The organism is Pedobacter sp. N36a (assembly GCF_014472395.1).
GTDB lineage: Bacteria > Bacteroidota > Bacteroidia > Sphingobacteriales > Sphingobacteriaceae > Pedobacter.
Genome location: NZ_JACSZW010000002.1, coordinates 621,286 through 633,430, shown reverse-complemented (window position 1 = coordinate 633,430; position 12,145 = coordinate 621,286). Strand labels below are relative to the sequence as shown.

General features: G+C 40.3%; 10 protein-coding genes and 1 tRNA gene. 8 read left to right on the top strand and 3 right to left on the bottom strand.

Annotated features, from left to right (window positions below; translation table 11 throughout):
• Nucleotides 1–218: 218 nt before the first annotated feature.
• Nucleotides 219–294, bottom strand: a tRNA-Lys gene (locus tag H9X96_RS06420).
• Nucleotides 295–654: 360 nt separating this feature from the next.
• Between H9X96_RS06420 and map the strand changes: the two genes are divergently transcribed.
• The 8 genes from map (at nt 655) to H9X96_RS06380 (ending at nt 10,540) form a co-directional block, all read left to right on the top strand.
• Nucleotides 655–1,461, top strand: a complete 807-nt coding sequence (gene map, locus H9X96_RS06415; protein ID WP_187665479.1) for a type I methionyl aminopeptidase — start codon at nt 655–657, stop codon at nt 1,459–1,461.
• Nucleotides 1,462–1,645: 184 nt separating this feature from the next.
• Nucleotides 1,646–2,191, top strand: a complete 546-nt coding sequence (locus tag H9X96_RS06410) for a sigma-70 family RNA polymerase sigma factor (protein WP_222943841.1) — start codon at nt 1,646–1,648, stop codon at nt 2,189–2,191.
• A 91-nt stretch (nt 2,192–2,282) separates the two neighbouring features.
• A complete protein-coding gene (locus H9X96_RS06405; RefSeq protein WP_187665478.1) occupies nt 2,283–2,945 on the top strand; it encodes a hypothetical protein in 663 nt (220 codons plus the stop codon).
• A complete protein-coding gene (locus H9X96_RS06400; RefSeq protein ID WP_187665477.1) occupies nt 2,929–4,146 on the top strand; it encodes a hypothetical protein in 1,218 nt (405 codons plus the stop codon). The genes H9X96_RS06405 and H9X96_RS06400 overlap by 17 nt, the downstream gene beginning before the upstream one ends.
• An 81-nt stretch (nt 4,147–4,227) precedes the next feature.
• Nucleotides 4,228–6,615 carry a TonB-dependent receptor gene (locus H9X96_RS06395; RefSeq protein ID WP_187665476.1) on the top strand — a complete coding sequence of 796 codons (2,388 nt, stop codon included), beginning with the start codon at nt 4,228–4,230 and terminating at the stop codon, nt 6,613–6,615.
• 44 nt (nt 6,616–6,659) lie between these two features.
• Nucleotides 6,660–7,862, top strand: coding sequence for a DUF4374 domain-containing protein (locus H9X96_RS06390; RefSeq protein WP_187665475.1), 1,203 nt, complete (start codon nt 6,660–6,662; stop codon nt 7,860–7,862).
• Between the two features lie 22 nt (nt 7,863–7,884).
• Nucleotides 7,885–9,003 carry a PepSY domain-containing protein gene (locus H9X96_RS06385; RefSeq protein WP_187665474.1) on the top strand — a complete coding sequence of 373 codons (1,119 nt, stop codon included), beginning with the start codon at nt 7,885–7,887 and terminating at the stop codon, nt 9,001–9,003.
• A 394-nt stretch (nt 9,004–9,397) separates the two neighbouring features.
• On the top strand, nt 9,398–10,540 hold the full coding sequence (locus tag H9X96_RS06380) for an acyltransferase (protein ID WP_187665473.1): 1,143 nt from the start codon (nt 9,398–9,400) through the stop codon (nt 10,538–10,540).
• A gap of 80 nt (nt 10,541–10,620) precedes the next feature.
• Here H9X96_RS06380 and bla read toward each other — a convergent pair whose 3' ends face one another.
• Together bla and H9X96_RS06370 are read right to left on the bottom strand one after the other, a co-directional pair.
• Nucleotides 10,621–11,520, bottom strand: a complete 900-nt coding sequence (gene bla, locus H9X96_RS06375) for a class A beta-lactamase, subclass A2 (protein ID WP_187665472.1) — start codon at nt 11,518–11,520, stop codon at nt 10,621–10,623.
• 56 nt (nt 11,521–11,576) lie between these two features.
• Entirely contained in the window at nt 11,577–11,942 is a 366-nt protein-coding gene (locus H9X96_RS06370) for a MauE/DoxX family redox-associated membrane protein (RefSeq protein ID WP_187665471.1), read from the bottom strand.
• Nucleotides 11,943–12,145: the final 203 nt, after the last annotated feature.

Sequence of the window (12,145 nt, the reverse complement as noted above, 5' to 3'; positions counted from 1 at the left end):
CTTTCAATGCAAAAGTGAAAGCTTTCAGGGCTACTTCCAGGGGCGTAAGAGATGTCAAATTCTTTCTGTTCAGACTTTCTAAAATCTATGCTTAAACTTCCTTCCCCCCAAGAATTCCGCTTGATCCGTGATTTATTGAATAAACTGTCGTTTTGAGCAAAAACAAAAAGCCTGCAATCAATTGAATTGCAGGCTTCTATACGTTTTGTTACTATTTCTGGTGATCCCGCTGGGATTCGAACCCAGGACCACTACATTAAAAGTGTAATGCTCTACCAGCTGAGCTACGGAATCAATTATTATTTCGTTTTTTGGTATTGCAAAGATATTAATTATTATGTAAAATCGGCCTTAACGATACTAAAAAAACGCTTTCCTCCTGTAAATGGCTGTATTTTAGCTGAATAATTTCACAGTTATTTTTCCTTGATCATAATTTCCTCAACTTTCGGATAAAGCGCTTTGCAACGCTCTATAGGCACTTTTTCAAATAAATCAATTGATGTTTAGTACTTTATCTCATTTTTCTTGAAATTACACTGATATGTATAATATTTCCGTAGAAATATCATACTTCCCATATATTTGCAATTCTAAACATAAAAAAACAAATCTTCTGAACAGACAGCAGGTCAATCAGAGTTAAATAACAAAATGAGTATGTATAAGACGGATGAGGAAGTTGAGATTCAACGTGAAAGTTGTTTATTGGTAAGTGCTACGATTACAGAGGTGGCTAAGATTCTTAAACCAGGGATCACTACGTTGTCGCTTGATGTAATGGCAGAGCAGTTTATCAGAGACAATGGGGCAAATCCAACCTGTAAAGGTTATCACGGTTTCCCTTACAGCCTTTGTATTTCTATAAATGAGCAGGTTGTTCATGGTTTTCCGAGTGAATATATTATAAAAGAAGGTGATGTTGTTTCTATTGATACTGTGGTTGATAAGAATGGTTTTCATGGCGATCACGCCTATACTTTTATTATGGGCGAAGTCTCGCAAGCAGTGCTTGACTTGGTGAGGATTACGAAAGAATCACTTTACGTAGGGATAAAGCAAGCAGTAGTGGGCAACCGCACTGGCGATATCGGCTATGCTATTGAGCAGTATACCAATGGAAAACATGGTTATGGCGTAGTACGCGAGATGGTAGGTCATGGCGTAGGCAGAGCGATGCATGAAGATCCTCAAGTGCCAAATTACGGTAGAAAAGGAAGCGGTAAAAAGCTAATTGAAAACATGGTATTGGCAATTGAGCCGATGATTACGATGGGAAGTCGTCAAATCTTTACAGAAGAGGATGGCTGGACAATCTCGACAGAAGATGGTTTACCAGCAGTTCATTTCGAACACAATGTATGTGTGAAGAAAGGTGCTCCGATTATCCTTTCAGACTATGCCCCAATTGAAGCTGCAGAAAAAGCAAATGCAAATCTAAATAGCAGCTATTACAACTAGAACTCATATATTTTGAAAACACAGGCCAATCCATTAACAGGGTTGGCCTGTGTTGTTTACGCCGTAATTCACGTTTTTGGTCGCTGCTAATGTTAAATTAAGCCACATTTAAATATTTCGTACCGCCTTTGTTTGTAATTAGTCTAAATAGCATATATTTGCGGCGTAGTCTTTAGAACCAATTTTGGCAGAAATCACAAACATACATGCAGCTGATACCCTTACCCGTATCAACCGACAAACTTTTGAGACCATATACAATTTGTATTGGGATAAGGTTTACGCCGTATGCTACAACAACATCAGAGAGATTGAGCCAGCAAAAGAAATGGTTCAGGACATCTTTAAATCATTGTGGGAGAGAAGAGCGGAGCTCGAACTCGAAAACGTCAGCAATTACCTGATCCGCTCTGCAAAATTTAAAACCTTTGAATACATCCGAAACAAAGTGAGCCGTGAAAAGCACATTTGTATTAAATACCAGGGCTGTACGCATTCCACCAATTGCACGGAAGAGCACATCAACTACAACAACCTTAAGGAAAACGTCAACCTCCTTGTCGACACCCTCCCTTGCCAGTGTAAAAAGGTGTACCGGATGAGTAGGGAGCAAGGAATGAGTAACAAAGAAATTGCTATCGCCTTGTTTATCAGCGAAAGGGCTGTAGAATACCATATTACTAAAAGTTTAGCTGCCCTTAGACAACGTCTTTCCAATTATTCTGAATAAAATTACTTAAGGCATTAGGGAAAACGAGTCATGATGCTACTTATATTTTATATAAGTTTGTATTCCGATAAAAGCAGGCTTCAATACGAAAATGAACATTAGCAAAGACCTCATAGAAAAATACCATCGCAATCAATGCAGCGCTGAAGAGCGTGATGCAGTGGAGGAATGGCTATTTTCCAGCCATACCGATGAAGGTCTTCAATTGCCATTGGGCGAGTCTAAAGCAGCACATAAAGCGGACATCTGGAAAGGAATCACTGATATTCTTCCGGAAGAAGTGCATTCTGAAACAAAAACTTTAACTGAAAAACCAATCCGCAAATATTCATTTTGGATGGGGGCAGTAGCAGCGACTATTATAGTAGGTGTCTCGGGTTTAGGTATGGTTCAATTGCAGCGAAACCGACAGCAAACCGATCCTGAGCTGGTATCAGTTAACAATACCTCTACTGTTAAGGTGCATCACCTGGAAGTAAAAGGATACGACTTGTCGGTGGGAACCAGTACTTCTGCCAAAATCGATAACCTAACCGGGCTGGTAGACCTATCCGGAAGTATCCTCATTTCCCCTAAAAAAGACATTACACTCCAATTTGAGGGTAGTCCTGACAAGATCACTTTCAAAAAAGATCAAACTTATATCATACTTAAAAGCAAAGAAGGAAAAAATCAGATCATTGTTAGTGAGAAAAACCTAATGGATCTGCCTCCAATTCTTCAAAAGCAAATCATCAATGAATTCAATATCTAAGCGTTCTCTATCTTTTCTTTTACTGCTGACCAGCCTTTTTGGGTGTACAGACAGTTCTTTAACTGCTAAAAATGAAGGTGCTCACAAGTACAGTATTTACATCCTGGCTAAGGATGGAAATGAATATATCGTAGAAACTGATCAGCTGGATTCAGGTATCATACTGCCCGAAAAGGAGGGTGCTGAACTAAATACCAGGGAAATGGACCGTAGTGTGATCGTGAAAAACGGCTACTATTATCACCTCAACAGGAAAAAAGCAGCATTGGTACAGTATGAATTAAGAGACAGACAGCTGAGAGCAGTTCAGTCCATGCGTTTAACTAAGTTTTCTTTGGAGAACTTTCATTGGCTAGGCAGAGATACTTTGCTGCTCACCGGTTTAAATACACCGGATTTTACGCAAGTTAAATATGCCATGCTAAATGTGGCGGCGATGAAGTCCATCAGTGAAGGAAATATGGAAATCCCTATTCCTTCTGGAAAGTTCGACAATATGTCGGTAGGTTTTGTCAAAAAACAAGATTCAAAGCTCCTGGTTGGCTATACTTACCATCAGGAACTTGGACTACTCAATTATACCACCAGCGATACTACCTATGTGACTGAACTGAATTACCCGCAAATGACCGCTGTTAAAACAGCAAAGGACACGCGTTCTACTTATCCTGGCGGTGTAAATACCGTACAGACTTCTTCTTTTGAGGATGTACAAGGTGATTTCTACTTCATGGACTGTCCAGGGATTGCCTTGGGTAATCGCCCGGAACTTGCTACTGGAATCCTGCGCATCAATAAAAATGAAACTGCCCCAGATCCTCGTTACTTTTTCAATATCTCCAGGTCAATTGGCAATCATGCTTATGGAATGTGGCCGGTTGGAGGCGATAAAGCCATCGTTAGGGCAGAACGAAAAGATTTGTTCAAAGGACTTTGGGATCATTACAGTACGCCGCATTTTGAATTCTACCTCGTAGATGTGAAAAATAATAAAGTCATCAATAAACTAGCGCTTCCATTAGATAAAGGAACCAGAAGGGAATGTGTGCTGTTAAAGGATAACATCGCTTATATCTCTATAAGTTCCTCTGCAGAAGGGAATTTTATCTGGAAATACGACCTCAAAACAGGTGCTTTGAGTAAAGGACTCGAGCTTGCTGGAAATACAGATTTCATCCTTAGAATTGATCAGCTGAGATAATTCTTCATTTTTTTTCTGGTTGCACCTTCGGGAATATTGGGCTTATGCTACTAACAGGTATAAATGCACAATATTAAAATAATGACCTACAGAAAAATTCTACTACTCATTCTTCTCAGCACCTTTTCATTTGCTGCACATTCACAAACTACTTCTACCATTTCGGGATATGTAAAAGACGGTAGCGAACTGATCACAGGGGCTTCCATCTTTTTAAAAGGCACTAAGCAAGGGGTAGTGTCAAATGCTCAGGGTTATTATGAACTGAAAAACCTGGCACCTGGATCTTATAACGTCACCATTTCCTTTCTTGGTTACAAAAAAGACAGTAAACAAGTCACGTTAAAACCAGGTCAAAACCTAAACCTAAACTTCTCTTTAAAAAAGGACCAGCAGCAGCTTCATGATGTAAACATCAATGGGAAAACTAAAACCCAGCAGATGAAAGAGTCAGGTTTCTCTGTAAACGCTATTGAAACAAAGAAATATGCCAATACCACTGCTGATCTGAATCAGATTTTAAACAGAAGCACAGGCGTGAGGATTCGCGAACAAGGAGGCTTAGGTTCTGATTTTAAGTTCTCTATCAACGGTTTATCTGGAAAGCAAGTCAAGTTTTTTATTGATGGGATTCCGATGGATGTGATGGGTACTGCGATGTCTTTAAACAACATCCCGGTAAACATGGCCGAGCGATTGGAAGTTTACAAGGGCGTGGTACCTGTACAATTGGGTGCGGATGCGATGGGCGGAGCGGTAAACGTGGTGACCAATCAAAAAGTAAGTAATTACCTGGATTTAAGCCATAGCTATGGCTCTTTTCAAACCAACAGGTCATCCTTAACAGGGCAATATGTAGACCAAAAAACGGGTCTGATTATTAAAGGAAGTGGATTCTTTAATTCTTCGGAAAACAGTTATAAGATGAAAAATGTAGATCTTGTAACTGGTGGATTAAGGGATGGAAACTTCATTTACGATGTAAACGGTGCAGAATATTATAAAGGCGATGCGAGACGTTTTCACGATAATTACCTGTCTGCCCTCGGACAAGTTGAAGTAGGGATTACCAATAAAAGCTGGGCAGATGTCTTATTTATTGGCGGAGGCTATAATGAAGGCCGCCAGGATCTACAGACTGGTTTTGATCAGCAGACTGTTTATGGGAAAGTTAGACGTGCCAATTTCGCTAAAAGCGCCACTTTACGCTATAAAAAGAACAACCTGTTTACAGAAGGACTAAACTTAAGTGTATTCGCTGCCCGATCAAAAGATACTTATAAGACTACTGATACCGCCTTCCGCAATTACAACTGGGATGGTACTTATTTTACTAAAGGGTATACAGAAATGGGGAATAATGTCAAAACGATGAGTAACATCATCAGACCTCGCACCTATGCAATGGCCAATCTGAGTTATATGATCAACAATCAACATTCTTTAAACCTGAACTATACGATTGATCATTTAAGAAATAAGAGCTTCAATCAGCTGCAAACAGATCGCGATAGTGTGCCTGGACTAATTAACAAACAAATTCTTGGCTTTGCCTATCAGCAAAATCTGTTAGACAATAGGTTATCCAATACCATTTTTGGTAAATATTACCACCTGGGTTTGGAAAGATCAAAATCTATAGCTGGACGATATATGACGCAGGATACTACTTTCTCGAACTTTGGTTACGGGATCGCTTCAAGATATAAAGTGACAGAGGGGATAGGCCTGAAAGCTTCTTATGAGCATTCTTACAGGCTGCAGGAAACAGAAGAAGTGTTTGGTGATGGATTAAATGTACTGGGAAACCCTAATTTAAAGCCAGAAAGCAGTCACAATCTAAACCTTGGTGCCTATTATAGTTTCCAAGTCAATAAAAATAGCTTCTTCTTCGAAGCTTCAGGATTCTATCGTAATGCCAAAGATTTTATCTTCCCGGTTCCTGATGTTCGTTCCAAATTGATCAAAAATGAAAATCAGAGCAGCGTGCGTATTACAGGCTTTGAATCTGAAGCCAGGTATAGTTATGCTCAATTGCTGTCCCTAACGCTGAATCTGACCTATCAAAATGCGGTAAATACCACAAAAGAAGGGCAGACGGAATCTTATAGTGTGCCCGGTACTTACCTGAATAAAATTCCTAATCAACCTTGGTTGTTTGGAAATGCCGACTTTACCATTGGACAGGATAACCTGTTAGGAAAGGATACCCGCCTGCAATTTAACTGGTTCACACAATATGTGAATTGGTTTTACCTGACTTGGGAAAGTAAAGGAAATCCACTTGATAAGTCGGACATCCCAACTCAATTCGTTCATAGTGCATCACTAAGTTATTCTCTTCAAAAAGGCAAATACAACATCTCTGCAGAATGTAGAAACTTAACGAATCAGCTGACCTACGACAATTTTAAACTGCAGAAGCCAGGCAGGTCATTCTCAGTAAAATTCAGATACTTCATTCAATAACTATATAATAATAAAAAGAATATCAACATATTATCATCATATATATGAACACATTATTTAAGTATACGGCTGAGCTTTTAATGCTCGTCATGTTAGTGCTCAGCATCAGTGGCTGTGAAAAAAGAAAAGAAGGACAGGTCGAAGAAGGCACCAATTATGCGGCGATTCTTTGTGTAGGGAGCTGGCCAAATACAGCTTATTACATTTCTAGTATTCCGTCATTAACGAGCGGAACCATCAGCCTGAAAGGGAATGGTGCAGAGATGACCGGTAAAGTTTATGCGCAGGATGTGATTCAAAGAGACGGTTTCTATTATCATATGAATTCTACCAGCGGACGTTTCGGCAAATACCATGTTGAAAACGGATCATTGCTCATCGACAAAGAGATTCCTTTCGCTTACCTGAGCTGGAGTTCTTATGCCTGGGCAGACAAAAATACCCTGGTGATTTTTGGTAAAGGCAATTCTGAAGCGCGTTATGCGGTGGTTAAAGTGGACAAAATGACGATCAAAACCGGGAAGCTTGAGCTTGGTAAAATCCCTGCAGGTTTCCAGCAATACAGCTTCGGATTTGCTCAGTATAGAGATAGTAAGCTGTTTCTTGGCTATGGTTTTGCTTCCAATGATTGGAGTGTGTTTCCAAATATGCCGGTTTATCCAAAATCTTATGTCGCCGTAATTGATTACCACACCATGGCTGTTGAAAAGTCTCTGGAAGAAACCCGTACCACCGGATTAGGCAGTATGAACATCTATGCGCCTTCTTCTTTTGTGGATGACAACAACGATTTATACTTCATCAGTGATCCAGTAGCAGGTTATGATTACAAATCTCCATCTATCATGTACCGCATTAAAAGTGGATCTACAGTGATCGATCCTGATTATTTCTTTAATTACTCCGCTGCATCAAATAATGAAAAAGGAGCGGCAATGTGGTACATCGGAAATGGTAAAGGAATTGTCCGCTCAAGAATTAGTGGGAATAATATAGATCTGGAGCATTATTACAGATTGATTGATGTAAAATCTGGTACGATGATCAAGAAATTAGATCTTCCAGCAGATAAAGGCGAGCGTATGGTGAATGCAGTGATTGTAGAGGATGGTAAGGCTTTCATTGCAGTAAATGCAGTTGATCGAGATTATATCTGGCAATACAATCCTGCAAGTGATCAATTGACAAAGGGAGTGGAATTTATAGGCGGTATCGACTATATTCTTCGCATAGAGAAACTGAAATAATTGACCGTTCTATACGTTTTAAATGATTTTAAAAAAAATAAATGCCTGGGTTCACCTCTGGTTCGGAATCGCTTCCGGGATCGTCGTGGTGATTCTGGGCATCACTGGCTGCATCCTTGTTTTTGAACAGGAAATCAGAAACGTTTCTTCTCCATGGCTCCATGCAGAGTCAAAAGGCAAAGAATTTTTACCTCCATCTAAAATTCAGGAGGGAGTGCTTAAAGTGTTGCCTAATAAAGCGGTACATTCCATCTGGTATTATGGTGAAAACCGTACCGCACAGGTCAGGGTAAATTCAGATTCAACGGTATTCGTAGATCCTTATACTGCCAAAGTAGTGGCCATGGCAGACCTCGAAGACTTCTTTCATATCGTCGAAGAAGGACACTTTTACCTTTGGCTGCCGAAAGAAATTGGTAGCGTGATCGTGGGCTGGGGAACCTTTATTTTTTTCATTTTACTGCTGACTGGACTTGTCCTATGGTGGCCAAAAAGATGGAATAAGAAAGGCAGAGATCAAAGCTTTAAAATCGAATGGAAAGCCAGGTTTAAGCGCCTTAACTATGATTTACACAATGTTTTGGGTTTCTACTCCATCATCATTGCACTGCTTTTTGCAATTACAGGTTTGATGATGAGTTTCCAATGGTTCAATAAAGGGCTGTTCTGGATGGCCGGAGGAATGGATCAACCCAGAATTGAAGCAGTATCCGATACGCTAAGCAATCCTCAGACAAAAATGTTAGTGCAAGTAGATAAAGCCTGGTATAAAGGAATGAATGAGCTCGCAGAGCACAATCCAAAAGAGATTATTGTAAGCTTTCCTAAGAAGGCTTCAGAGGCCATTTACATCTGCACAGACATGTTTAATGGTAGCTGGAGAGATGTTTACCTGGATCAGCATACTTTGGAGGTCCTGCCGGCCTCTAATAAGAAATTGCTGGATGAAAACTTTGCCGACTTGATTCGAAGGATAAATTACGGCGTCCATATCGGTGCAATTGGCGAGTTGCCGACAAAGATTCTCTTTTTCATCGTTAGTCTGATCTGTGCCTCCTTACCGATTACAGGTTTTGTGATTTGGTGGGGGAAAAAGAAGAAATCGGGAAAAAGGAAGAAAAGGATTTTTAGGAAACCTTAGCCAAGCGCATAGATAGGAAGTACTCGGGAAGAGACCTGCTTTTCCTTAGAGGAAGGAGGGGGTTCGGTTAGGGTTTGGATAGCAGAGACTAAGGCAACCCTACGCGAACCCTAACCGAACCCCCTCCGAACCCTATTATAAGGCCGATCTCTTCCCGAACACTTCCCGGTCACTTCCAGGGAAATTTTATCCTTTCCCAATCCAGGCATCCCATAATCTCTGGTCACCTGACTGCTAAATATTTTCGTTATTGTTCATTTTTTTTGGAACTTTTGGCTACTTTGCGTTAACATTCAAACTAACCGACACCATTATGCAATTTATACGATTTCGTAGAGGAGGAATAGCGTCTTTTTGGGATGGATCTCTTTTATAAATTTAATAAATATATCATATGGAAAAAAAAGTGCAGGGAGAGATGGGATGGGTGAATCTATTACGAATTATTGCTTGTTTTTTGGTGGTGTTATCCCACAGTTGTGACCCTTTTGTTTCACAGTTTGATACCAACCGGGAATCCTTTCTCACTGGCGTGTTTACCGGAAGTTTTGTCCGGGCCTGTGTCCCCTTATTTGTGATGATGTCCGGCGTTTTATTGCTGCCCATCAATATGAGTATGGCTGATTTCTATAAAAAACGAATTGTCAGGATCTTGATTCCCCTTATTTTCTGGTCGATTGCCTTGCCTATATTATTCTACGTTTATTTGAATTTTGTGAATCCAGGTACTCAAAATAAAGCGCTCAGCCTAGCGAATCATACTTTTGATGCCACATTCGGTAAGTTATATACCTTCATTTTCAACTTTAGTTTTGCCACCATTCCATTGTGGTATATGTATATGCTGGTGGGGCTTTACCTGATTATGCCGGTATTTAGCGGCTGGTTAAAACAAGCTACGAAAAAAGATATCGAAGTTTTTCTAGGAGTTTGGGGGATCGCTTTGCTACTGCCTTATATCAAAATGGCGGCGCCATTATTAGGGTACAGCGGAAATTACGGCAATATGGGGCTTTTTGGAGTCTGCGACTGGAATGATTATGGTACCTTTTATTATATCTCCGGATTCACTGGTTATTTGGTATTGGCTTATTATTTAGTGAAATATCCATTGGATTGGAGCTGGAATAAGATGTTGAGCATTACTATTCCTATGTTTTTGGTGGGCTACCTGATTACTTCATTTGGATTTATTGAGACTCAAAAGCACTTTCCTGGTAATTATGCCAACCTGGAAATTGTATGGTATTTTGCTGGTATTAACGTTTTTATGATGACTTTCCCTGTGTTTGTCATCGTTCAAAAAATGAATATTGCTTCTTCTGCAACATTATCGAAATTGGCTTCCCTGACCTTTGGAATCTACCTTTGTCACTTTGTCTTTGTAGAAGTTAGTTATGATGTGGTGGAGGCCATTGCTGCACCGCTGCACCCATTGGTTAAAATTATCAGTATTGCGGGTTTCACTTTTGCCATCAGCGCTTTGGTGGTATTGATGATGAGGTCCTTTAAGTTGACCCGTCGATTCGTGATGTAAGGCACAATACTGCCGTATCCGATGAGATCAAACCCTGGTTAAAGTCTTGGGTGTTAACCAGGGTTTGATCGCTGCTATAATTACTTGGATTTGTGGGTGTTGTAATCCCAAACCAGTTTCGAAATTTCCGAAATGATTTTGTCATTGGTTGCCTCATTTTCCTTTGTATTGCAAACAAAAACAGCAATGGCATAATGTTTACCATTCGGCAGACGAACAATTCCCATGTCGTTAATTGCTGCGGTAATGCCTGCTTTACTGGTTCCTGAGGTTCCTGTTTTATGGCCAACCACAGTTCCTTTTGGCAGTTGTCCTTTGATTCTATTGACCCCGGTAGAGGTTTCTACCATGGTGGTCCATAGGAAGTTGAAACTCTCTTTTGACAATAGGTTTTTCGTATAGAATTTAACCAGGAGTTCAGTAATGGCCTTTGGTGTGCTCCAGTTGGAGAACTGGACGTTCCATTCCTTGTGCATTTCTTCCTCATTTGCCTTAATGGCTACATCTTTAACGCCAAGGCTGTGGATATAGTCGTTGATTGGTTTAGGGCCGCCAAGAAGCCTCATCAGGATGTCACAGCCGTTATTGTCGCTCTGGGCAACGGTGTATTTGATGATTTCAGCGAGCGGCAAATCTACTTCGCCATTAGGATGCGCATCGCGGATCGGGCTCCAGGTATCAGGTAAAAGGTCGCTTTTCTTGATGTGGATTGTCTGCGATAAGCTAAATTTGCCTTTATCTACCTGGTTCAAAACCGCCATAGCAATGTGAAATTTGAAAACACTCTGCATCGGGTAATGCCGGTCGCCATTCACACTAATGGTGTCTTTGCTTTCAATCCCATAAACGGAAACACCTACATCCGCTTTTTTATGGGCAATTACTTGTTTAATCTGGTTTCTTAACTGGTTTTTCTGAGCCACACCATGGAAGCATACAGAAAACAGGATCAGGCAGGAAAGGTATATACGCTTGTTCATTTGATAAGTTTTAATAGTAACGTTACAAAGGTTAAAAATTTATAATGACCAGCAGGTTATTTTATTTTCGGAAGGATAAACCAGGCCCAATAGAGGAGAACAAACTGAATCGGTAGTCGAATGTAAGCCAATACATGAGATCCTATTGACGGATTTGCTTTAAAAACATCTACCAGGTGGAAGGGAAGGAAAAATATCATCAGCAGCAAATTCGCAATGGCAGCAGCTCTTCTGAACTTTGGCAGGAGTAAACCCAGGCCAATAGCCGCCTCAAAGCATCCAACTAGGTAGTTCACAGCAAGGGAAGGCATCCAGTCTGGAATAAATGGGTTGTAGAATGCCGGTTTGATGAGGTGATTGATGCCGGCACCCAGCATGAAAAGGCCAAATAACCAGGTCAATATTAGCTTTAAGTTACTCATGATGTATGTTTTTTAAAACAGCCTGCTTTCATTAAGGAAAGAGGACTTGTCTTTTCTATACAAGATACGAGTAAAGATGAAGATTCATTGACTAGAATTTCTGAATTTCCTGGACTAACAAATTAACTCGAATTTAAGCCTTCAGGTAATGAGTAGGATAGCTTTTTATCCCGTATTTTAAGTAGATATGGCCTGGTCTTTGA

Bases quoted from the DNA above. Each gene is read 5' to 3' on its own strand.
- H9X96_RS06385 (WP_187665474.1), top strand. From the start codon at position 7,885: ATGATTTTAAAAAAAATAAATGCCTGGGTTCACCTCTGGTTCGGAATC.
- H9X96_RS06380 (WP_187665473.1), top strand. From the start codon at position 9,398: ATGGAAAAAAAAGTGCAGGGAGAGATGGGATGGGTGAATCTATTACGA.
- H9X96_RS06395 (WP_187665476.1), top strand. From the start codon at position 4,228: ATGACCTACAGAAAAATTCTACTACTCATTCTTCTCAGCACCTTTTCA.
- H9X96_RS06390 (WP_187665475.1), top strand. From the start codon at position 6,660: ATGAACACATTATTTAAGTATACGGCTGAGCTTTTAATGCTCGTCATG.
- H9X96_RS06400 (WP_187665477.1), top strand. From the start codon at position 2,929: ATGAATTCAATATCTAAGCGTTCTCTATCTTTTCTTTTACTGCTGACC.
- bla (WP_187665472.1), bottom strand. From the start codon at position 11,520: ATGAACAAGCGTATATACCTTTCCTGCCTGATCCTGTTTTCTGTATGC.
- map (WP_187665479.1), top strand. From the start codon at position 655: ATGAGTATGTATAAGACGGATGAGGAAGTTGAGATTCAACGTGAAAGT.
- H9X96_RS06405 (WP_187665478.1), top strand. From the start codon at position 2,283: ATGAACATTAGCAAAGACCTCATAGAAAAATACCATCGCAATCAATGC.
- H9X96_RS06370 (WP_187665471.1), bottom strand. From the start codon at position 11,942: ATGAGTAACTTAAAGCTAATATTGACCTGGTTATTTGGCCTTTTCATG.